This is a genomic window from Hymenobacter sediminis, from assembly GCF_003231285.1.
GTDB classification, from domain to species: domain Bacteria; phylum Bacteroidota; class Bacteroidia; order Cytophagales; family Hymenobacteraceae; genus Hymenobacter; species Hymenobacter sediminis.
The window spans coordinates 22,226-44,450 of sequence record NZ_QKNS01000012.1 but is presented as its reverse complement, the minus strand read 5'-3'; the positions used below and the strand labels follow the sequence as shown (position 1 = coordinate 44,450).

Sequence of the window (22,225 nt, the reverse complement as noted above, 5' to 3'; positions counted from 1 at the left end):
CTAGGCCGTCCGCTTGTAGCCGCGCAGGCGCAAGGAGTTGGTCAGCACCGACACCGAGCTCAGGGCCATGGCGCCGGCGGCCAGCATGGGCGAGAGCAACCAGCCGGTGAGCGGGTACAGCAAGCCGGCCGCGATCGGAATGCCCAGCGTGTTGTAGATGAAGGCAAAGAACAGGTTCTGCTTGATGGTGCGCATGGTTTGGCGCGAGAGGTCCATGGCCGTGACCACGCCCTGCAGGTCGGAGCGCATCAGGGTGATGCCGGCCGCTTCCATGGCCACGTCCGTTCCGCCGCCCATCGCCAGGCCAATGTCGGCCTGGGCCAGCGCCGGGGCGTCGTTGATGCCGTCGCCCACCATGGCCACGGTGCGGCCCTCGGCCTGCAGCTGCTTCACCTTGCCGGCCTTGTCGGCGGGCAGCACCTCGGCGAAGTAGCGCGTGATGCCCACCTGCTCGGCCACCTTGGCGGCCGTCTGCGGGTTGTCGCCGGTCATCATCACCACCTCGATGCCCTCGGCCTGCAGGGCCTGGATGGCGGCCCGGCTGGACTCGCGCACGGTGTCGGCCACCCCAATCAGGGCCACGACCTGCCCGCCGGTGGCGGCGTAGAGCACCGTCTTGGCCTCGCTGAGCAGCCGGGTAGCGGCCTGCTCGGTGGCGGCCGATACGGCTACCTGGTGCTCGTCGAGCAAGCGGCGGTTGCCCAGCAGGTAGGCCTGGCCGTCCACGGTGGCGCCGGCGCCCCGTCCCTCGAACGCGCGGAAGCCCGTGGCTGGGAGCGGCGCGGCGCCCTGCGCGTCGGCGTAGCGCACCACGGCTTCGGCCAGCGGGTGCTCGCTCTGCCGCTCCACGGCGGCCAGCCGCGGCAGCAGCTGGGCCGGGTTGGCGCCGGCGGTGGGCAGGAAATCGGTGACGCTGGGCTCGCCGCGGGTAATGGTGCCGGTTTTGTCGAGCAGCACGGTGGTTACCTTCTCGGCTTTTTCCAGCGCTTCAGCGTTGCGAATCAGCACGCCGTGCTCGGCGCCCTTGCCGGTGCCCACCATGATGGCCGTGGGCGTGGCCAGGCCCAGCGCGCAGGGGCAGGCAATGATGAGCACGGCCACGAAGTTGACCAGCGCCAGCGGCAGGCGCGAGGCGTCGGGGGCGAAATCAAACCAGAGGATAAACGTGCTGATGGCAATCATGATGACCACCGGCACAAACACGGCGCTGACCTTGTCGGCCAGCTGCTGGATGGGGGCCCGGCTGCCCTGGGCTTCCTCCACCAGCTTCACAATCTGGGCCAGCATCGTTTCCGAGCCCACCTTGCTGACGCGGAAGCGGAAGGAGCCGGTTTTGTTGAGCGTGGCCCCGAACACGGTGTCACCTTCTTTTTTCTCCACCGGCAGGCTCTCGCCCGTGAGCATGCTCTCGTCCACGGCCGAGTGGCCGGCGAGCAGCACGCCGTCGGTGGCCACCTTCTCGCCGGGCCGCACCAGCACTTCGTCGCCAATCACCACGTCTTCAATCGGCACGTCCACTTCCTGACCGCCTCGCACCACGCGGGCCGTCTTGGCCTGCAGGCCCATCAGGGCTTTAATAGCCGCCGACGTCTTGGTCTTGGCCCGGCTCTCCAGCACCTTGCCCAGCAGAATCAGGGCAATGATGGTGGCCGTGGTGTCGTAGTAGACCTCGGGCATAATGCCGTGCTGCATAAACCAGTGCGGAATCAGCGTGGCGGCCAGGCTGTAGCCAAAGGCCGCGCCCGTGCCCACGGCAATGAGCGTGTCCATGCTGGCGGTGCGGTGCTTGAAGCCGTTCCAGGCCGACACGTAAAACTCGCGACCGCTGTAGAAGAGCACCGGCAGGGTCAGGGCCAGCAGCACGTAGTTCAGCAGGGGCATGGAGATGCGGCTCATCAGCGCCGGCCAGAGCATGAGCATGCTCAGCGGCATGATGACCACGGCCAGCGCCACGGCCACCTGAAAGCGGCGCTTCAGCTTCTGGTAGGCCTGGGCTTTGCGCGCGTCCAGCTCCTGGTCGGAGGCCAGCACATTGGGCGACGCCGGGGCCACGGGCTCGTGCACGCCGTAGCCGGCCTGCTCCACGGCGGCCTTGAGGCCCGCGCGGTCAATCTGGCCCGGCAGGTACTCCACCGTGGCCTTTTCGCTGGCCAGGTTGACGGTGGCCCGCTGCACGCCGGGCGTGCGGTTGAGGGCCTTCTCCACGAAGTTGGAGCAGGAAGCGCAGGTCATGCCCTCGATGTTGAGGGTAGCCGTCTGGGTCCCGCCGGTGGGGGCCGCGGGCTGGGCCGGCTCCGCCGGCGCGGGGTGGTGATGGGGTATGGTATCCACGGGATGTCGCGTTAAACGGGCGGCGGTGCCGCCGCTTGCAATGGGAACACGAAGTAAACTCGGTTCGGTACCCATTGGATGTGCAGAATTGCGCTTTGCGCTTGCAACATTTGTACTTGCCCGGGGCCTGACGCCTCGCACGTGTACAATTCTGCCCGGGGCTTACATAATTTCCACGCCGGCCAGCCGACGAACCGGCTCCGCAGGCATAGGTGTACGCCTTATTCGGCGCGTAAACGCCACGCAGCCCCCTTTTTCGGGAAAGTGAAGCGAAAGGAGGTAGCAGAGGCCGCAAGCCGGCCCCGCGTCGCGGTGAAGTACTATTTAAACCTTTCGAATAATTTTGCCGTTGCTTCAGACCAATGTTCCGACTCAAGACCCATTCTAGACGCGCTGTGGCGGCCTCCTTGCTGGTGGTCTTCCTCAACGTGTTCTTTGGGCAAGTCGTGTGCGCGCTGGCGATGCCGGCCGCCCCGGCACCGGTCGCCGCCCACCAGCACCCGGCCGGCACCCCGGCCCATCAGCATGGGCACGAGAACGGACATAAGCACGACCACGGGCACCAGCATTCGGCGCCCGACGCGCACGGCAAGGGCCACGACGCGGCCAGCACGCACCACCACGACGATAAAGCCCCGGGCTCGCACCAGCACGGCCCCAAGGGCGCCTGCTGCCAGGACGACGCCGCGGCCGTGTGGGCCGCGCTGGGCCACCCGCCCAAGGCCGGCATTGAAAAGATGACCTTCATGCCGGTGGCCTTGCCGCCGGCCCCCCAGGGCGTGGTGGTTCGCTTTCAGCAGTGGGACCGCACGCAGCCCGTGCTGCTGGTGGCCCGCCGGCACCTGAAGCCCAAAATACCCGACATCCGCATTTTCATTCGGTCCCTGACGGTCTGATTGCTCCGACGCGCTACGGCTCGCGCCGGCACGGCTTTGCTGTGTCCGGGGCGGGCCTTTTCGTTTGCCCGTCGCGCCGGTTTCCCGGCCCCCCACCTCCCCCCCCTTTTCCTGGTTTTCATCTCCCAGCAATGAAGAGTTGTTGCGAAGAAGCCGGTGCGCCGCCCCCGCGTGGGCCGGGCCGCCGCCTGCTCGCTTACCTGCTCTACGCCGTGCTGGCCGCCGCCCTGGGCTTCGTGCTCTGGCAACAGTGGCAGGCCTAAGCGCACGCGAGAGCCCCCCGCCGTCCTGTTACGGCCCCGATGTGTATCACTCATTTCCCACACCATGTTTCGCGTACCCGTTACCCTGCTGGCCGTAGCCAGCGCCCTGACCATCACCGCCGGCTGCTCCTCCGACTCCGCTTCGAGTAGCGCCACCAACACCGTGACCACGCCGACCGAGGGGCCGGCCGAAGGCACAGCCGAGCACAGCGGCGGCCACACCTACGCCTGCCCCATGCACCCGGAAGTCACCAGCACCAAGGCGGGCGAGAAGTGCCCCAAGTGCGGCATGAAGCTCGAACACAACGACCAAGCGGCCGGCAACGGCAAGACCTACGCCATGCAGTTTGCGGCGGCGCCCGCCCCGCCCACGGCCGGCCAGCCCGCGCAGCTGCTGTTCACCCCCCAGGAAGTGGGCAACGAGGCCGCGCCCGTGCCCCTGGCCGTGGTGCACGAGAAGAAGATTCACCTCATCATCGTCAGCAAGGACCTGGGCCAGTTCTACCACGAGCACCCCGAGTACACGGCCGAGGGCAACTACAAAGTCAACTACACCTTCCCCAAGGGCGGCGACTACGTGCTGTTTCAGGACTACACGCCCACCGGTGCCGGCCACCAGCTGGGCCGCCAGCCCCTCACGGTGAAGGGGCCAGCTTATGCCCCGGTAAAGTTCAAAAACGACGACATGCAGTGGGCCGGCGACGGCTACCAGGCCACGCTCAGCTTTGACAAGCCCCTGCAGACCGGCCAACTGCTGGGCATGAAAATCAACATCACCAAAGACGGGCAGCCGGTGACGGACCTCGACAACTACCTCGGCGCGCTGGGCCACGTGGTGGTCATCAGCGAAGACACCGAGCGCTACCTGCACGTGCACCCCAACGACCAGGCCGACAAGGGCCCGGCCATCGGCTTCAACACCAACTTCGAGGCCCCCGGCCTGTACCGCGTCTTCCTGCAGTTCAACCACGGCGGCCAGATTCACACCGGTGACTTCACCATCAACGTGAAGGGCCCGGCCGCCAGCTAAGCAAACAGTTCACCAGTCCTTTTCCAACCCCTCAACCAAACCAACCCCATGAAAAAGCCTGCTTTTTTCCTCGCCGCCCTCAGCGTGGGCACCCTGCTGCTGGGCAGCTGCAACAGCGACAAATCCGCTGACTCGACGGCCACGACCACGGAAACCACGTCGACGGACGCCGGAGCCTCCGGCGACATGGCCGGCATGAACCACGACGCGGCCGCCACCGGCGACTCGCCCATGGTGACGGCCATGAACGACATGATGGCCAAGATGCACGCCATGAAGATGAAGGGCAACACCGACCACGACTTTGCCCACCACATGATGGAGCACCACCGCGGCGCCATTGCCATGGCCGACATCGAGTTGCGCGACGGCAAGGACGCCACCATGCGCCAGATGGCCGAGAAGATTAAGGCCGACCAGCAAAAGGAAATCGGCGAGCTGGAGCCCATTGCCGAACGCCTCGACAGCGCGCCCACCAATTACAAGCCCCAGGACCCGGCCGACCCCTTCACCAGCAAGATGAAGGCGTCGATGGACGCCATGATGAAAAACATGCCCCCGATGGTGGCCAACCCGGACATGAACTTCAACATGATGATGACGGTGCACCACCAAAGCGCGGTGGACATGGCCCAGGCCGAGCTGGACCACGGCAAGGACACCAAGCTCAAAGAGATGGCTCAGAAGATGATTGACGCCCAGCAGAAGGAAATCGCCGACTTCAAGGCCTGGCACGAGCAGAACGCCGACAAAATGTAGCCCCGGCTACCGCTTCCACTTTCCCATTACCCCTCTTTTACTCCTTCCCATGAAGTTGTTGCATTTGCTGGCGGCCACCCTGTTGCTGGCCGCTCCCCTTTCTCTTTCTGCCCAGCACGCGCACAAGCCCGGTGCCGCAGGCCACGGCCACAACGCCGCCGGCGAAACCCACGCCCACACGGCCCCGCACGGGGGCATCGTGCGCACGGCGGGCAAGTACCACGTGGAACTGGTGCTCCAAGGCGGGCAGATGACCGTGTACCTGCTCGACGGCAAGGAGCAGACCCAAGCCAACAAGGGCCTGACGGGCACGGCCATGGTCCAGCAGGGCGGCAAAACCACCACCGTTCCGTTGGCGGCGTACGGCGATGACCAGCTGCGCGGCGCACTGCCGGCCGGGGCGACGCCCACCACGGCCATTATTACGCTGCGCCGCGGCGGCGAAACCATCAGTGCCCGCTTCGACAAGCTGGCCAGCACGAGCGCCAAAGCCAAAGCCGCGGCCTACGAGTGCCCCATGAAGTGCGCGGGCAGCGCCAGCGACAAGCCCGGCTCCTGCCCCACGTGCGGCATGGCCCTGGTGAAAAAAGCGTAGGCGGAGCCTGTTTTTCGGACGCCCGGCGTCCGGGCCCTCTCCGTCCGGGCCGTCCGCCGCTGCCACGGCGGGCGGCCCCCTGACGGGCCCTAACCTGAACCTATGAAGTATCTGACCATGAGAAGCGCGGTGAGTAGCGTGCTGGTGCTGGCCTGGCTCCTCCTGCTGGGGCCGGGCCGGGAAGCAGCGCGCGCGCAAACCCCCATCCGCCTCGACAGCGCCGAAGCCCAGAGCCTGCGCCGCCACCCAAGGCTGCGGCAGGCGGAGCGGGAAATTGAGGAGCAACGCGCCCTCAAGCGCGGTTCGTTCGCGCCCGCCAACCCGGACTTTCTGTTTTCGGCCCCCACGGGGGAAAGGTGGGCCCCGGGCGTGGTGCAAACCATTGACCTGCCCAACGTGTACCGGCGCCAGCGCCAGGTGGCCCAGGCCGGCGTGAGCTTGGCCGAACGCAACCGGGAGGTAAGCCGGGCCACGGTGCTGCGCGACACCCGCCTGGCCTACCTGAACCTGCAATTCGCCGAGGCGCAGGTGCGGCAGCTCACCTACCAGGACAGTTTGTTCCGGGCCCTGCGGCTGGCCACCGAGCGCCTGTTTGCCGCCGGCGAAGTCACCTCCCTGCAACGCATCAGCACCGATGCCGAGGCCCGGCAGGTCACCGTGCAGCTGCAGCAGGCCACGGAAGACCAGCGCGCCGCCCAGCGCCGCCTGGGCTTGCTGCTGGGCCGCCCCGACGAGGCCCTGGCCACCAGCACCGACCTGCGCCGCAGCGGCCCGGAGCTGGCCCAGGCGGGCGGGACCCTGCTGGGCAGCTTGCCCGCGGCCGACAGCGCCGCCCTGGTGCGCAGCCCCACGCTGGCCGCCGCCCAGCAGAACGTAGCCCTGAGCCAATCGGGCATTAGCCTGGTGCGCGCCCGGCGCACGCCCGCGCTAACGCTGGGGTATCAGAACCAGGCGTTTGAGAATTCCCAAATCAAGTACCGCTTTCAGTTCGGCGTGTCCGTGCCCATCTGGTTCTGGACCTACCGCTCCCAGCTGCAGGCCGCCACGGCCCGCAGCCAGGCGGCCGGCTACCAGCTGCAAACCCAGCGCCTGGAGCTGGGCACCCAATACCAGCAGGCCCTGGCCGACACGCGCAAGTTCTCGGCCTCGCTGGGCTACTACGAGCAGACCGGTGTGCCCCAGTCGCGGGCCATCATCAGCCAATCCCAACGACTTTTCAAGGCGGGCGAAATCAGCTATCTGGTGCTGATTCAAAGCCTCAATCAGGCCTTTACCATCCAGAACACTTACCTGACCACCATCCGCGATTACCGTCAGGCCCTCATCGAACTCAACTACCTGCGGGGTGAATAACATGAAACAACTCCTGATTCTGCTGCTGGGCCTGCTGCTCGCGGGGGCGGCCGCCGCCCACGGGGGCGAAGACCACGGCGACGGCGCCAAGGCCTCGGCCCCGGCCGGCGCCACGTCCTTCTCGGTGGCGGCGCTCTCGGAGCAGTTCGAGGTGCTGCTGCGCTACGAACCGCTGGAAGGGGGCCAGCCCGCCGACCTGCGCCTGTTCCTCTCCGACTACGCCACCAATGCGCCCATCAAAGGCGCCAAGCTCACCCTGACCAATCCCGAAGATGCGTCGCTAAAGTGGGCGGTGACGGAAAAAGGGCCGGGCGAATACCTGGTCGAAGGCCAGTTTCCGGCCAACAAGGCCTACAGCTTCGCCCTCAACGTCGTGGCGGGCGAGCAAGCCGACCTGCTGCTGCTGGAAGGCATCAAGGTGGGGGAGAAGCTGCCGGTGGCGGCGGTGCCCGCGGCCGCGGCGCCCGGGCTCTTCTCCTCCTGGAAAACCGTGCTGGCCCTGGTCGGCGCCTTTCTGCTCGGCATCGGCCTGACGGCCCTGCTCATGCGCCGGCGGCGCGAGCCTGCCCTTTCCCACACCTCGGAGCAGGCGCTGACCGCCACCCGCCGCACGCCCCTCACCTAAGCCCTCTTGTTGTATGAAAACCAAGCATAAGCTACTGGCGGCCACGGCCGCCGCCGGGCTGGTTCTGACGGTATTGCTTCCCCCACCGGCCCCGGTGCTCGGGCACGGCGGCGAAGACCACGGGGGGGAGGCCAAGGCCAGCACCGGCGTGGCGCTGACCGACGAGGTGCTGCTGCCCAAGGAAAGCCAGTTCCTGTTTGAGGTGCGCACCAGCCTGGCCAGCTACTCCTCGACCTACAGCCGCGCCACGCTCTACGGCACTGTGTCGGCCGCCGCTGGCGGCGAGGGCCGCATCGTGGTGCCCCAAACCGGGCGCATCGTGAGCCTCACGGCCCAGGTAGGCCAGGCCGTGCGGGCCGGGCAGACCCTGGCCGTGCTGGAGCAAACCCTCGACGCCACCCAGCAGATTGGGCTCAGCACCGAGCGGGCCAACGCCCAGGCCGAACTGCGCGCGGCCCAGCAGGACTACGCCCGCCTGCAGAGCATCGCCGATATCGCCGCCCGCAAGGACGTGGTGGCCGCCGAGCTGCGCCTGCGCCAGGCCCGGCAAAACGCGGCCATCCTCAACGGGCAGGCCCGGCAGCGCCGCGTGCCCATCACCGCGCCCGTGAGCGGGACGGTGGACGTGTTCAACCTGGCCGTGGGCCAGCAGGTCAACCAGGGCGACGAGTTGCTGCGCGTCATCAACCCCGGCAAGCTGCGCGTGGAAGCGCAGGTGTTTGCCCAGGACCTGCCCAAGGTCACGCCCGGCGCCCAGTTTCGGGTGGAAGGCCTGCAGGGCCAGGCCGGGGTGCCCGCCCGGCTGGTGGTGTTTTCCAACGTGGTGAACCCGGTGAACCAGGCGCGCCAGCTTATCCTGGAGCTGGACGCCCCCGCCGGCAGCGCCTACCGGACCGGCCAGGCCGTGAACGTGCAGGTGCTGGGCCAGAGCGGCAGCGGGCAGAAGCAGCTGGTGGTGCCCACCTCGGCCGTGACCGACCTGAACGGCAAGCCCGTGGTGTTCGTGCACACCGAGCCCGAGCACTTCAAGATTCGCTACGTGCAGCCCGGCGCCGCCAGTGGTCAGCAGACCGTGCTGGCCCAGGGCCAGGTCAACGAAAACGACCGGGTGGTAACCAGCGGCACTTACCAGCTTAAATCCATCTACCTCAACCAGTAACGTCTTTCTGCCTGCCATGCGCGGTTTCCTCCTTGCCCTGTTTGCCGCGCCGGCTCTGCCGGCCCTGGCCCAGACCACGCCACCGGCGGCGGCGACGCCTTCGGCGGACGAAGCGGCCGTGCGGGCCGTGCTGCAGCAATACCAGCGGGCGGTGCAGCGGCTCGATACCACCGGCACCACCCGGCTGTTCGTGCCCACCTCCGTGGTCGTGGAATCGGGCAGTCGGGAAGGTACCTACGCCCACTACCGGGACCACCACCTCGGGCCGGAGCTCAAGGAGTTCAGCTCGTTCACGTTCAGCGACTACCAAGCCGACGTGACGGTGGACGGGCCCTACGCCTTCGCCACGGAAAGCTACACCTACACCATCGGGCTCAAGAAAGGCCCCAAAGAGGCTGCCGCGCCGGTGCCCATCAAGCGGCGCGGGGTGGCCACCAGCGTGCTGCGCAAAAACGCGGCCGGCCAGTGGCAGTTCGTGGTCACCCACTCCTCGGCGCGCAAGTAGCGCCGGCCCCGGCCCCCTGGGGCTACCCCTTACCCGACCCGGCGCCGCCGAGGCGCCCGGCCCGACTTTGCTTTTTCAACCATGCTTGACAAGATAATTCGCTTTGCCCTGCAGAACCGGCTGCTGATGCTGGCCTTTGCCGTGGGCCTGCTCATTGCCGGCACCTACACCGCGCGCCAGCTCCCGGTGGACGTGCTGCCCGACCTGGACCGGCCCCGCGTGACCGTGTTCCTGGAAGCGCCCGGTATGGCCCCCGAGGAAGTAGAGGCCCTGGTAACGCTGCCCGTGGAAACGGCCCTGAACGGGGCCACCGGGGTGGCGGCCGTGCGCTCCAACTCGGCCATCGGCCTGGGCATGGTGTTCGTGGAGTTCGACTACGGCACCGACATCTTCACGGCCCGCCAGATTGTGAGCGAGAAGCTGCAGACCACCGGGGAGCAGTTGCCTACCGGTATCACCCCGGTGCTGGGCCCCATTTCCTCGGTCATGGGCCAGATTATGCTCGTCGGGCTGTCGGGCGGGCCGCAGACCAACGCGGCCGACTTGCGCACGCTGGCCAACTACACCGTGCGGCAGCGCCTCTTGTCCATTCCCGGCGTGGCGCAGGTCATTCCCATCGGCGGCGACAACCTGCAGTACCAGGTGCTGCTGGACATGCCCCGGCTCAACGCCACCGGGCTAACGGTGAACCAGGTCGAAGAGGCCCTGCGCCAGTCCAACCTGAACACCACCGGCAACTTCTTTGACCGCAACGGCTCGGAGGTGCTGATTCGCAACCTGGGCCGCCTGCGCTCGGTGGCCGACATCGAGAACATCATCGTGGGCTACCGGGAGCAGTCCCCCATTCGGGTGGCCGACATTGCCAAGGTCGAGTTCGGGGCCCGCTTCAAGCGCGGCGACGGCAGCGTGAACGGCCAGCCGGCCGTGATTCTGAGCATCGAAAAGCAGCCCGGCGCGGCCACGGTAGGCCTGACCGAAGCCGTGGAAAAGGCCCTGGTGGAGCTCAAGCCCTCCCTGCCCAAGGACGTGCAGGTGAACACCCGCCTGTTCAAGCAGTCGGAGTTCATCGAGTCTTCGATTACCAACGTGGAAGAAGCCCTGCGCGACGGGGCTATTCTGGTGGTCATCGTGCTGTTTGCCTTCCTGCTGAACGTGCGCACCACCTTCATTTCGCTGGTGGCCATTCCGCTGTCGTTGCTGGTCACCGCGCTGGTGTTCCGCTTCGCCGGCATCAGCATCAACACCATGACGCTGGGCGGCTTGGCCATTGCCATCGGGGAGCTCGTGGACGACGCCATCGTGGACGTAGAGAACGTGTACCGGCGCCTGCGCGAGAACAAGCAGCGGGCCAACCCGCAGCCGGTGCTCAAAGTCATTTACGCGGCCTCCTCGGAAGTGCGCAACTCCATTGTGTACGCCACCATCATCGTGGTGCTGGTGTTTTTGCCGCTGTTTGCGCTGGAAGGCATGGAAGGCCGCATTTTCGCCCCGCTCGGCATTGCCTACATCATCAGCATCGTAGCCTCGCTCTTCGTCTCGCTGACGGTCACGCCGGTGCTCTGCTACTACCTGCTGCCCAAGATGAAGCAGATGGACCACCCCGAGACCGATGGCGGGCTGGTGCGCTGGCTGAAAAAGAAGGATACGCGCCTGCTGAACTGGGGCCTGACCCACCCCAAGCTGATTCTGGCTTCCACGGCCCTGCTGTTCGCGATGGCCGCGGCCATGGTGCCCTTCTTTGGCACCGAGTTCCTGCCGCCCTTCAACGAAGGTTCGCTGACGGTCAACTTCTCGGCGCCCGCCGGCACCTCACTGGCCGAGTCCAACAAGCTGGGCACGCTGGGCGAAGAGCAGATGCTCAAGATTCCGGAAGTGGCTTACACGGCCCGCCGCACCGGCCGCGCCGAGCTGGACGAGCACGCCGAGTCGGTCAACAACTCGGAAATCGAAGTAGCCTTTAAGACCGAGCAGGAGTTGGAAAAGGAGGGCAAGCAGATGCGCAGCCGCGAGGAGATTCTGGCTGACATGCGCCAGAAGCTCAGCTTGATTACGGGGGTAAACGTGAACATCGGCCAGCCCATCTCGCACCGCCTCGACCACCTCTTGTCGGGCGTGCGGGCCCAGGTGGCCATCAAGGTCTTCGGCAACGACTTGCTGGAGCTGCGCCGCTACGCCAACGAAATCCGCGCCGCCGCTGGCGCCGTGCCCGGGGTGGTGGACCTGCAGGTGGAAAAGCAGGTGCAGATTCCGCAGCTGCTCATCCGCCCGCGCGACCAGGCCCTGCAGGCGTACGGCATGGCCCGCGGCGAGGTAGTAAAGGACCTGGAAACGCTGTTTCAGGGCACGGTCGTGTCGCAGATGCTCGACGGGCAGAAGCGCTTTGACCTGGTGGTGAAGCTGCCCGAAGACCAGCGCAACGACATCGCCGCCATCGGCCAGACCCGCATCGAAACCCCTTCCGGGGCCATGATTCCGGTGAGCCAGGTGGCCGACATCAGCTACGAACCGGGCCCCAACACCGTCAACCACGAAAACACCCAGCGCCGCATCACCATCTCGCTCAACGTGGCCGGGCGCGACCTGGGCTCCACGGTGAAGGAGATTCAAGCCAACATCGGGCAGCGGGTGAAGCTGCCCCCGGGCTACTACCTGACCTACGGCGGGCAGTTCGAGAGCCAGCAGTCGGCCTCGCAGAAGATACTCTGGCTAAGCCTGTTCTCGCTGGCCGGCATCTTCCTGGTGCTCTACTCGCACTTCAAGTCCACCTACATGGTGGGGCAAATCATGCTCAACATTCCGCTGGCCCTCATCGGCTCGGTGGTGGCGGTGCTGCTCACCGGCGGCACCTTCAGCATTGCCTCGCTGGTGGGCTTCATCACGCTCACCGGCATCGCCTCGCGCAACGGCATCATGATGATTTCCCACTACATCCACCTGGTGGAGCACGAGGGCGAGCAGTTCGGCAAGCAGATGATTATTCGCGGCTCGCTGGAGCGCCTGGTGCCGGTGCTGATGACGGCCCTGGTGGCCGCGCTGGCCCTGGTGCCGCTGACGCTGGCCAAAGACGCGCCGGGCAAAGAAATCCTCTACCCCGTGGCCACCGTCATCCTGGGCGGGCTGCTCTCCTCCACGTTCCTCGACATCATCGTGACGCCGGTGGTGTTCTGGCTGGTCGGGGAAAAGGCCCTGGCCCAGTATTTCGCCGCGCACCGGGAAGTCGGCCTCGACGAGCACCCGCAAGAGCTCGACGCCCAGCCGCTCACGCCCCCGTCAGACCAGGACACCTTGTCTCCATCTCCGGCCCTGTAAGCCCCTAGCTCATGGCCTCCACGCTTCTTTACATCCGGCACATGGTCTGCGCGAAGTGCATCTTGGTGGTGCGCGAGCTCCTGGTGGACCTGGGGCTGGTGCCGCTGCGCGTGGAGCTAGGGGAGGTCGAGTTGCTGGGCGAAGCCGCTGCCGTGGAGTGGGACCGGCTGCGCCAGGCCCTGGAAGCGGAAGGCTTCGCCCTGCTGGACCAGCTTTCCCCGCAGCAGCGCCTGGTCGCCCACGTCAAGGAAGTGATTGCCGAGCTGCTGCGCGACGAGCCGGCCGCGCTGCGCAGCGGCCACTTCTCGCGGCGGCTGAGCGCGCGGCTGGATAGGCGCTTTGCCTACCTGAGCGACGTGTTTTCGGCCACCGAAGGCCTGAGCCTGGAACAGTACGTGATACGCCAGCGGGTGGAAGCCGCCCGGTTGCTGCTGCGGGACGGCACCCTGCCCGTGGGCCGGGTGGCGCGCCAGCTGGGCTACAGCAACCTGGGGCACCTGTCGCGGCAGTTTCAGCGCGAAACGGGCATCTCCCCCCGCGACTACCGGCGCCGGTGCCGGGAAGAAGCCGACCCGTCCGCGCCCCCGCTGCCAGCGAGTCCCGTGCCCAGGCCTGGTGAGCTGCCGCTGTAAACCAGGCGCGGGTAAGCAGTAGCCGGTCTGGCAATAAATGAAGGAGCAGTTGAATTATGCAGGGCATCCCGGGCAATCGTGCAAAACCAGCGACTCCGGGGCCGAGTACAGCCAGGGTAGCATCTTTCACTTAACCCTCCGTTCCCATGCACGCACAAAACCAAAGCCTGCTCGACGCCCTCAATGCCTGCATCGCCTCGTGCGAACACTGCGCCACGGCCTGCCTGCAGGAGCCGAACGTGCAGATGATGGCCCGCTGTATTCAGCTCGACCGCGACTGCGCCGACATCTGTGCCCTCACGGCCCGCCTGCTGGCCCGCGGCTCCGAGCACGCCCAACACCTGCTGCGCGAGTGCGCCGAGGTCTGCAAAGCCTGCGGCGACGAGTGCGAAAAGCACGCCGCCCACATGGAGCATTGCCGCGAGTGCGCCGAAGCCTGCCGCCGCTGCGAAGAGGCCTGCCGCCAGGCCGTGAGCGTCACGGCGTAGTTCAGCTTTTTCGAAAGAAGCCAGCTTGTTTCGCGCAAGCTGGCTTTTTGGCTTATTAGCCCGGCGGCGTTATACGAATCATGTAAGCGCCCGGCACAATCCTGTACCCCCAGCGGCGCACGTAGGGCTAGCTTTGTGCGTTCTACACCTGAACCCGACCCGGTCGGCTCACCTAAGTGTCACTCCCATGAAAACCCTTCAGTTTAAGACCAATATCAACTGCGGCGGCTGCATCAAAGCCGTAACCCCCACCCTGAACCAGGAAGCCGGCGCCGGCAACTGGCAGGTGGACACGGCCAACCCCGACAAGATTTTGACCGTCACCACCGACAAACTCACCGCGGAGCAAGTGGTGCAAGCCGTCGAACAGGCCGGCTTCAAGATTGAGGCCGCGTAGGTTCTCCCTTGCATTCCTGCGAAACGCCCGGCCCCGCCGGGCGTTTTTGTTGGTGCCCCTAACTGGCGCGCTGGACCATGGAAATTATGTAGGCCCCGCGCGTAATCGCAGCAAACATTTCAGCACCCGGCGCGCGTAGAGCACCGTACGGCCCGTAATCTGCCGGCTCCGCTGCCTCGGCACCGAAGCGGGCAGGGCCCTTGCTATCGGGAAACCCTCAGCCCGCCGCGTTCCAGAAGAAGGAATTCGGCGCTGTTGGCGCTTCCGCCCGCCGATTCGCACCCGCTGCTATGTTTTCAGATTTTCCCAACCTGCACCCGCTGGTGGTGCACTTGCCCATCGTACTGCTCCTGCTCGGCGCCGCCTTGCAGGCATTGCGCGTGTACCGGGACTGGCCCCCGGTCAAGTGGATTACCATCGGGGTACTGGCCGGCGGCTTTCTCGGAGCCGTAGCCGCCAGCACGGTGTTCCACGCCATGCCCCTGGGGCTGTCGCCCCGGGCGGCGGCCGTGTTCGAGGCCCACGAGAAGTTTGCGGGCTACACCCTGTGGCTCTCGGGCATCACCCTGCTGCTGGCGGGCATCGGCGTGTTTTTCAAGGTGCAGGGCCGGCCCTACGAAATCCTGGTGCTGGTGGCGGCAGTGGCCACGGCGGGCGTGCTCTCCGTGGCCGGGCACCGGGGCGCGCAGCTCGTGTACGTGGAAGGGGTTGGGCCCCAGGGGCGTCTGCTCGACAAAAGTCATGGCCACGACGGGGAAAGCGCCATGCCCGGCATGGAGATGGGCGCGGATGAGCACCCGGGCAATGCTGCTTCCCCAACTGCCCCCGCCCAGACCAGCCCGTCCGCGGCGGCCAACGCTCCCGAAATGCCCGGCATGGACATGCGGGGCCAGGCCACCCCTGACCGCGGCAACGCCCCGGCTTCGGCCGGCAACGAATTGGGCACCATGGATATGTCCGGTGCCCGGCCCGCCGAAAAGCCGCGGGCTGCCACCCGCCCAGGGGCCATGCCGGGCATGAACATGCCCGCCGCCAAGGGTTCGTCACGCATGGCCCCGGGCATGGAAATGGGCGGGGCAACTGGCCAACAACCCATGGGCGCCATGCCGGGAATGGACAACATGCCCGGCATGCGGCGGCCATCCTCCGCAAGGAAAAGCCCAGCCAAGGCCAGCCCCACCACCGGCAGCATGGACGACATGAGCGGCATGGGCAACATGCCCGGGATGCAGGTCCCGGCGGCCACGCACGCAAAGCCGACCGCGCCTGCGATGGGCGACATGCGCAACATGCCCGGCATGGAGAAGGGAATGCCTATGCCCGCGACCGGCACGATGCCGGGCATGGACATGCCCGCCAGTCCGCTGGATAAGTACCGCTTTGAAGACAACAACCCGGCCCGCAACACCCCCCAGCATGCGAACAAGAATGAGAAGCACTAGCGTAGTGGGGCGAGTCGTCGCCCTGTTCCTCTGGTGGCTGGCCACGCTGCCGCTGGCGGCCCAGACGCCGCAGCACCAGGCCATGCCCAAGGGAAAAGACGCCAACGCCACGGCCTCGGCGCCCCCGGACGCGGAGCTGCGCGGCCACGTGGTGGCGCCCCGCACCACCCACGCCGGCCACCGCGTCGAGTACGACCTGTACGTGGACGAGCGCAAGGTCAACTTCACGGGCCGCACCCGGCTGGCCATTGCCATCAACGGCCAGATTCCGGCCCCCACGCTGCGCTTCACGGAAGGCGACACGGCCGTCATCCGGGTGCACAACCAGATGAGCGTCGAAACCAGCATCCACTGGCACGGCCTGCTGCTGCCCAACGACCAGGACGGGGTGCCCTACCTCAACACGGCCCCCATCGAGCCCGGCGGCACCCACACCTTCACGTTTCCCCTGATTCAGAGCGGTACCTACTGGTACCACTCGCACACCATGCTGCAGGAGCAGAACGGACTATACGGCTCCATCGTCATTCAGCCCAGGCAAGTGAAGTACGAGCTGAAGGAGTACGTGCTGGTGCTCTCCGACTGGACCGACCACCCGCCCAAGGAAGTGCTGCGCTACCTCAAGCGGGCCGGCGAATGGTTTGCCGTGCAGAAGGGCGCCACCCAGAGCTACGGCGAGGCCATTGCCGCCGGCTATTTCAAGGACAAGGTGCGGCAGGAGTGGGGCCGCATGCCGGCCATGGACCTGACGGACATCTACTACAACAAGTTTCTCACCAACGGCCGCGAGCAGAGCTACTACCCCGACGCCAAGCCCGGGGAAGTGGTGCGCCTGCGCGTCATCAACGGCAGCGCCTCGTCCTACTTCTACCTGCAGTACGCCGGCGGGCCCATGCAGGTCATCGCCGCCGACGGCATCAACGTGGAGCCCTTTCCGGTGTCGAAGCTGGAAATTGCCACGGCCGAGACCTACGACCTGCTGGTGCAGGTACCGGCCGCGGGCGCGGCCGAGCTGCGGGCCACGGCCAACGACATCACGGGCTACTCGTCCAGCTACTTCGGCGCGGGCGAGCCGCTGAAAGCCCCCGACCTGCCCCGCATCAACTACTTCCAGATGATGCGGGAAATGGGCAGCATGGGCAGCATGACCGGCATGGACATGGGCGGCAACGGCCAGATGGACCCCAACGGCGGCGGGATGAAGGGGATGGACATGAAAGGGGGCAGTGGGGAGATGAAAGGCATGAACATGCCGGCCGGCCGGCAATCCACGCAGCCCTCGGACCCTACCATGAAAGGGATGGATATGAAAAACGGAACCATGCCCGCCAGCACGGCCCCCTCTCCCCAAAACCGGCCCATGAACATGCAGGAAAAGAGCGGCAAGAGCATGGGCACCATGCAGGATATGGGGGGCATGGCGGGGATGAACATGAGCGGGATGAGCGGCATGAACATGGGCGGCGCGGGCGGCGACTTCAACTACAACCAGCTGCGCGCCCTGAACCCGACCACGCTGGACTCCACCCGGCAATGGCGCGACATCAAGCTCACGCTCACCGGCAACATGCTGCGCTACGTCTGGTCGTTCGACAACAAAACCTTGTCGGAAGCCGACAAAATCCCCATCCGCCGGGGCGAAAACGTGCGCATGACCTTCACCAACCTGACCATGATGCGCCACCCGCTGCACCTGCACGGACACTTTTTCCGCCTGGTCAACGCCCAGGGCGCCTACTCGCCCATGAAGCACACCTTCGACGTGCCGGCCATGGGCACGGTGACCATCGAATTTGACGCCAACGAGCAGCAGGACTGGTTTTTCCACTGCCACATCCTCTACCACATGATGGCCGGCATGGCCCGCATCATCAGCTACGAGGCCAGCCCGCAGAACGAGTTTGCCCGCGAGAACTACAACATGCTCAAGCGGGAGGACAACGCCGTGTACCCGTGGTTTGACTTATCGGTGCATTCCCAAGGGGCGTACCTGGAAGGCAACCTCTCCAACAACCGCAACGCGCTCGAATTCGAGGGCCGCGTCAATTACCAGGGCAACTACGAAACCGAAACCCACCTGCTGCGCTACCTCGACAAGCGTCAGTTTCTTGCGGGCTTCGTCGGCTATGATTTCCGCGATAACAAAACCCTGCGTTCGACCAAAGATGCCGAAGGAGGCAACCGCCGCACCTCGGAAAACAACCGCAACTTTCGCCGGCAGGCGGAAGTCGGCGTGTACTACCTGCTGCCCATGCTCGTGCGCGCCGAGCTGCGCACGGACCTGACCGGCCAAGTGCGCCTGCGCCTGGAGCGGCGCGATTTACCGCTGAGCAACAACGTGTTCATGGACATCAGCGCCAACACCGACCGCGAGTTCACCCTGGGCTTTCGCTACATGGTCAGCAAGTACGCCTCCTTGAGCACCAACTACGACAACCAATACGGCTGGGGCGCCGGGTTGACGTTCCACTACTAATGCCGGTTTACTGGCTGGCTTACTTACAATCCTGCACCAGGGCACTTACGCTCAGCGTAGCCATAGCGTCGGTGGTGTAGTTGTCGTTGTTTACGCACACGTACAGCCGACGCGTACCCGCCGGCACCGCCAGGGGCCGGGTTTCCTGGGGCGTGTTTTCCGCCGCCCGAAAGCACAGCTTGTCCCGGCTGATGGTGCCTTTGGTAGCCAGAAACTGCTGGGCGGCATTTTCATCGGGGGTGATGTACCAATGGCACTTGGTACTGACTGTGGGCGGGGCATTGTTGCCCTGCTTGGTGAGGGCCGTGGCGGCAGTGCTCAGCAGCGCCGGGGCGGCCGCGCCGCCGCTGCCGGCCACGGCGGCCACCGCCAGCGCCGTCGACCAGGAAATGGGCGGCTGGCCTTCGTCGCGTACGTCGAGCTTGTAGACAATACCCACCGTGCCCACGGGCAGCTCGACGGTGAACACCTTTCGGCTGGAGTGCATGCAGTTGCTGCAGTGAATGGTGGCGTTGCTCAGCGGCAGCGCGTCCTGCATGACGGAGGCGCACTTGATTTCGCGCCCGTCGTCGTGCCAGCTCCGAAAGTCGGCTTGCTGCGCGCCGTTCACGTAGGTGCCGCGAAAGCTGACCTGGCCGTTCTCGTGCCAGCCGCAGCACAGGCCCGTAGGTTTATCCGGATTCTCCGACGCCAGTTTGCCTTCCCACTGCTTTTTCCACGACGGATAGTAGTAGTCGCGCACGGTGCCGATGGTTTTGCCGGCCGCGTCGTGGCGGGCAATGCGGGCGTAAGCCACTTCCTCCAGTGTTTCGGTACGCTCCCAGTCACGGTCAAAGTAAACGGTATCGGCTGGGGGCAAGCTCACTGCCGCCGGCTTGGGCCGCTGGGCCGCCGCGGAGACACTTATAATAAGGAGTAGAAAAAGCAGCGGGTAGTTTTTGGCCATAGGATAAAGCAGCTGAGATGAACGGGAATGCGGTAGGTAAATGTAATGCGAAGTTTGACGAAGCTGAACCGGAATCCGGCCTTTCTTCGCTTGTTCTTTTTTTATCTTTAGGTACGATAAGGCTTCATTATCGTACCTAAACTTGTGCTACATTTGCTGCCGTAAAACCATTACCCAGCATGCTTCATTTCGATAGTGCGTGGCGATTCGAGTCATCCGGTCCATTGACTCCTCCGGTTGTCCAGGAGTTCCTTGAAATCATTGGCAAACTAGCCCTGGGCAAGCAGCAAGTGTTTGAACACTTCAAAAGGTACTTTGCTTCGGCCTATGGTTCTGTTGCATCACAGAGCTCCAATGCGAGTTGGGCATACACTGACCTGCAGTACGCTCTTGATGAAGCAGCTAAGAATGCGCCCCTGTGCATTAACGCGTTTTACACTGCTTGCCAAGAGCTGAAAGACGTACCAGTTCCCAGCCATGAGTTGCTCAACCGCATCCTTGCGAGGCACGAAGAGCCGTACCGAATTGACCTCCCTAACCTAATTCGTCTCGAATCGGGCCAACCAGTCACCAGACCGGAAGTGCCTGCGTCATTGGCTCAACAGGCGCAGGACCTGATACATGAGTCCTTCGCGGAGTCACAGCGGCTGCTAGCAGAAGGCCGGTTCCGGCCCGCCGTGCAGGAAATCCTCTGGCTACTGGAAACCGTGTCGACTGCCTTCCAGGGAGTGAGTACTAGCGAAAATAGCTCTATCCGGGGCAAGTACTTCAATACCATTGTCGACGAGTTGCGCAAGAAGAATCAGGGCACAGCACTAGACCAAATCTTTGGCTGGCTGAAAACACTGCACGGATACCTTTCTGCGCCAGCTGGCGGAGGCATCCGCCACGGAATGGACCTGAAAGAAGGTGTGGCCACATCAGAAGGCGAAGCTCGGCTGTACTGCAACCTCATTACCAGCTACATCTCCTATTTACTTGCCGAGTACCATCGCTTAACTGCCGCCTCTAACAATAAGGCATGATTCCATGAAACAAAAGGGAAAAAAAGCGAACCTCCCAGTTGCCGCGGACTCGGTACCCGCACTGACACTAGCTGACCTGTCAGGCCAGGTCGCGCCGGAAGTTGCCCGCTACTTGGTGCGCGGGCTCGAAGGCGCCGATAACACCCGCCTAGCCTACGCAACGGACTTGGCATCGTTTGAGGCGTACTGCAATGAGCAACAATTGGAGCCGTACCCAGCCTCCGTGACGACGCTGGCCGGCTATGTTACCTACTTGGCCGACAAGCCTCGCAAGTTGGCGACCATCCACCGGCATCTGGCCGCCATTGCGAAGAAGCACCAATTGATGGGGTTGCCGTCCGCAGTGGACGCGCCGGCGTTGAACGTTCTGCTCAAGGGTGTGGCCCGCGAACTCGGCAAGCGGCAAAAACAGGCCCCGGCCTTCACCGTAGCCCAGCTGAAGCAGGCCCTCAACGCGCTGGACCTGGAGACGGCCGCCGGCTTGCGGGACCGGGCCCTGTTGCTGATGGGATTTGCCGGCGCGTTTCGGCGCTCCGAGCTGGTAGCCCTCGATTTGGAGCAAATCGAAATGACCGACGCCGCGTTGGTCGTCCACCTTCAGTCCAGCAAAACCAACCAGGCCGGGGAAACGGAAGATAAGGCCCTGTTCTACGCGGCCAACCCACGCTACTGCCCCGTGCGAGCGTTTATGGACTGGCAACGAATGCTGGGCCGCACGTCCGGGCCGGTGTTTGTTTCGTTGGTGCGCGGCCAAAAAGCCGGCGAAAGCAAGCCCTCGCTTAAGCGCCTTTCTGATGTGCGCGTAAACCGCTTGGTCAAGCAGCACCTAGGGGAACAGTACTCCGCGCACTCGTTGCGGGCTTCCTTCATCACGACGGCCAAGCTCAACGGCCAATCCAACGAGTTCATCAAAAACCAGACGAAGCAGAAAACGGACGCAATCATTAGCCGATACACCAGGCTCTCGGACGTAATATCCTACAATGCGGCGCAGTCTTTGGGTTTGTAGCTCCTTGTATCCTTACTAAAAGCAAGGCCTGCTTCCTCTCTGGACATTAGCTCGCCCTTTCATCAGCAGCAACCAGCCGGTCATGTTACCACAGCCATTTTTGGAGCGCCGTTTCTGCCATGTGCTGGCCCTGGTGTGACTTCCGTGCGGGTGTTCTATCACTTTAGGTAGGCCAACTTGCTATCAAAAATAGCTAAAAGTTCCAGGTGCAGAAAAATTATATACCTAACGGTCAACCACTTGCTCATAGAGTTAGCATTGTTATTTCGTCTGTTATATTTTTCGTGATACTTTTGAGTGTCATGAAAAACTAATCCAATGAACAAGACCCTCCGACCTGCCATCAACCTTACTGACTTCAAGAGTCAGATTCCTGCAACTGAACTTCAGGTTATCATTAAGGCGGTGGAGAATGCCATGCAAATGACCATGGACATTGAAGGTGTCGACCCGTTCATTCCTCACTTCCGTGCAATATACTCTTCGTGCTTGTTTCCTCGCATCTGGGGGAAGCTAGAAGAAGTATTCGCGGGCGAGGACTCGTGGGAAGTTAAGAAAAGCCGCATGACATTCACGCTCATCAAGAAGGGTGTGTGTCAGTTTCACTTTTACAAAGGCAGTGCTAACGCTGCTTTCAAGGCCACTTCAAAGCGGCAGAAAGCGATTGTTCAAGGCGAGTTGTACGGTGACTTAGAAGAATTGCCAAGCGTGATTCTTCAGCACTTTTCTGACCGAATGAACTCCCAACTAGTTGGCTTTCATGCCTTGTTTTTTGTTCGAGGCAAACTGGTAGAGGACTTTGATATTCTCCATCAGCTTTCGGCTCAGCAGTCCGACCTGTCTATCTCCCCGAAACAAGAGTACGTCGAGGAGGTGGTACCGGGTTTGACTATCCGCTTTAAGAAGAAAGATAAAACGGCATCGGCCACCCCACAAAAGCGCAAACCCATTCAAGCACAACAAGCGAAAGGATAAAGTATTATGG

Annotated in this window: 20 protein-coding genes; 18 read left to right on the top strand and 2 right to left on the bottom strand. The window is 64.2% G+C overall.

Features of this window, described 5'->3' with window-relative positions:
- Entirely contained in the window at positions 1–2,331 is a 2,331-nt protein-coding gene (locus DNI29_RS22850) for a heavy metal translocating P-type ATPase (protein WP_317048762.1), read from the bottom strand.
- A gap of 362 nt (positions 2,332–2,693) precedes the next feature.
- Here DNI29_RS22850 and DNI29_RS22845 point away from each other — a divergent pair, with 362 nt between their 5' ends.
- The 15 genes from DNI29_RS22845 to DNI29_RS22780 all read left to right on the top strand — a co-directional run bounded on the left by DNI29_RS22845 (position 2,694) and on the right by DNI29_RS22780 (position 18,260).
- On the top strand, positions 2,694–3,227 hold the full coding sequence (locus DNI29_RS22845) for a hypothetical protein (RefSeq protein ID WP_123823398.1): 534 nt from the start codon (positions 2,694–2,696) through the stop codon (positions 3,225–3,227).
- A 131-nt stretch (positions 3,228–3,358) separates the two neighbouring features.
- The gene (locus DNI29_RS25205; protein ID WP_262510241.1) at positions 3,359–3,490 is read left to right on the top strand and encodes a hypothetical protein; all 132 of its coding nucleotides are present in this window, start codon (positions 3,359–3,361) and stop codon (positions 3,488–3,490) included.
- A 64-nt stretch (positions 3,491–3,554) separates the two neighbouring features.
- A complete protein-coding gene (locus DNI29_RS22840; RefSeq protein WP_110980469.1) occupies positions 3,555–4,520 on the top strand; it encodes a DUF8832 domain-containing protein in 966 nt (321 codons plus the stop codon).
- A 48-nt stretch (positions 4,521–4,568) separates the two neighbouring features.
- A complete protein-coding gene (locus DNI29_RS22835; protein ID WP_110980468.1) occupies positions 4,569–5,279 on the top strand; it encodes a DUF305 domain-containing protein in 711 nt (236 codons plus the stop codon).
- A 49-nt stretch (positions 5,280–5,328) separates the two neighbouring features.
- Complete coding sequence (locus DNI29_RS22830; protein WP_110980467.1) at positions 5,329–5,874, top strand: heavy metal-binding domain-containing protein; 546 nt, start codon at positions 5,329–5,331, stop codon at positions 5,872–5,874.
- Positions 5,875–5,976: 102 nt separating this feature from the next.
- A complete protein-coding gene (locus DNI29_RS22825) occupies positions 5,977–7,227 on the top strand; it encodes a TolC family protein (RefSeq protein ID WP_110980466.1) in 1,251 nt (416 codons plus the stop codon).
- 1 nt (position 7,228) lies between these two features.
- Complete coding sequence (locus tag DNI29_RS22820) at positions 7,229–7,852, top strand: hypothetical protein (RefSeq protein ID WP_110980465.1); 624 nt, start codon at positions 7,229–7,231, stop codon at positions 7,850–7,852.
- A gap of 13 nt (positions 7,853–7,865) precedes the next feature.
- Positions 7,866–9,011: an efflux RND transporter periplasmic adaptor subunit gene (locus DNI29_RS22815; protein ID WP_110980464.1), complete on the top strand. Its 1,146-nt coding sequence runs from the start codon at positions 7,866–7,868 to the stop codon at positions 9,009–9,011.
- A gap of 16 nt (positions 9,012–9,027) precedes the next feature.
- Positions 9,028–9,516: a YybH family protein gene (locus DNI29_RS22810; RefSeq protein WP_110980463.1), complete on the top strand. Its 489-nt coding sequence runs from the start codon at positions 9,028–9,030 to the stop codon at positions 9,514–9,516.
- A gap of 81 nt (positions 9,517–9,597) precedes the next feature.
- On the top strand, positions 9,598–12,825 hold the full coding sequence (locus DNI29_RS22805; protein ID WP_110980462.1) for an efflux RND transporter permease subunit: 3,228 nt from the start codon (positions 9,598–9,600) through the stop codon (positions 12,823–12,825).
- A gap of 11 nt (positions 12,826–12,836) precedes the next feature.
- Positions 12,837–13,457 (top strand): helix-turn-helix transcriptional regulator, encoded by a 621-nt coding sequence (locus tag DNI29_RS22800; protein WP_123823397.1) that lies wholly within the window; start codon positions 12,837–12,839, stop codon positions 13,455–13,457.
- Positions 13,458–13,603: 146 nt separating this feature from the next.
- Positions 13,604–13,945: a four-helix bundle copper-binding protein gene (locus tag DNI29_RS22795; RefSeq protein WP_110980460.1), complete on the top strand. Its 342-nt coding sequence runs from the start codon at positions 13,604–13,606 to the stop codon at positions 13,943–13,945.
- A 187-nt stretch (positions 13,946–14,132) separates the two neighbouring features.
- Complete coding sequence (locus tag DNI29_RS22790) at positions 14,133–14,342, top strand: heavy-metal-associated domain-containing protein (RefSeq protein ID WP_110980459.1); 210 nt, start codon at positions 14,133–14,135, stop codon at positions 14,340–14,342.
- A gap of 290 nt (positions 14,343–14,632) precedes the next feature.
- Positions 14,633–15,784 carry a DUF2231 domain-containing protein gene (locus tag DNI29_RS22785; RefSeq protein ID WP_110980458.1) on the top strand — a complete coding sequence of 384 codons (1,152 nt, stop codon included), beginning with the start codon at positions 14,633–14,635 and terminating at the stop codon, positions 15,782–15,784.
- On the top strand, positions 15,771–18,260 hold the full coding sequence (locus tag DNI29_RS22780) for a multicopper oxidase domain-containing protein (protein ID WP_162303727.1): 2,490 nt from the start codon (positions 15,771–15,773) through the stop codon (positions 18,258–18,260). Before DNI29_RS22785 ends, DNI29_RS22780 begins: the two co-directional genes overlap by 14 nt.
- 19 nt (positions 18,261–18,279) lie before the next feature.
- Here the strand turns inward: DNI29_RS22780 and DNI29_RS22775 are convergent, their stop codons facing one another.
- Positions 18,280–19,206, bottom strand: a complete 927-nt coding sequence (locus DNI29_RS22775) for a toxin-antitoxin system YwqK family antitoxin (RefSeq protein ID WP_110980456.1) — start codon at positions 19,204–19,206, stop codon at positions 18,280–18,282.
- Positions 19,207–19,385: 179 nt separating this feature from the next.
- On the opposite strand from DNI29_RS22775, the gene DNI29_RS22770 reads away from it, so the two are divergent.
- The 3 genes from DNI29_RS22770 (at position 19,386) to DNI29_RS22760 (ending at position 22,215) form a co-directional block, all read left to right on the top strand.
- Positions 19,386–20,231 (top strand): hypothetical protein, encoded by an 846-nt coding sequence (locus DNI29_RS22770; protein ID WP_110980455.1) that lies wholly within the window; start codon positions 19,386–19,388, stop codon positions 20,229–20,231.
- A gap of 4 nt (positions 20,232–20,235) precedes the next feature.
- The gene (locus DNI29_RS22765) at positions 20,236–21,240 is read left to right on the top strand and encodes a tyrosine-type recombinase/integrase (RefSeq protein WP_110980454.1); all 1,005 of its coding nucleotides are present in this window, start codon (positions 20,236–20,238) and stop codon (positions 21,238–21,240) included.
- A 318-nt stretch (positions 21,241–21,558) separates the two neighbouring features.
- Positions 21,559–22,215 carry a hypothetical protein gene (locus tag DNI29_RS22760; RefSeq protein ID WP_110980453.1) on the top strand — a complete coding sequence of 219 codons (657 nt, stop codon included), beginning with the start codon at positions 21,559–21,561 and terminating at the stop codon, positions 22,213–22,215.
- The last annotated feature ends 10 nt before the right edge of the window (positions 22,216–22,225 follow it).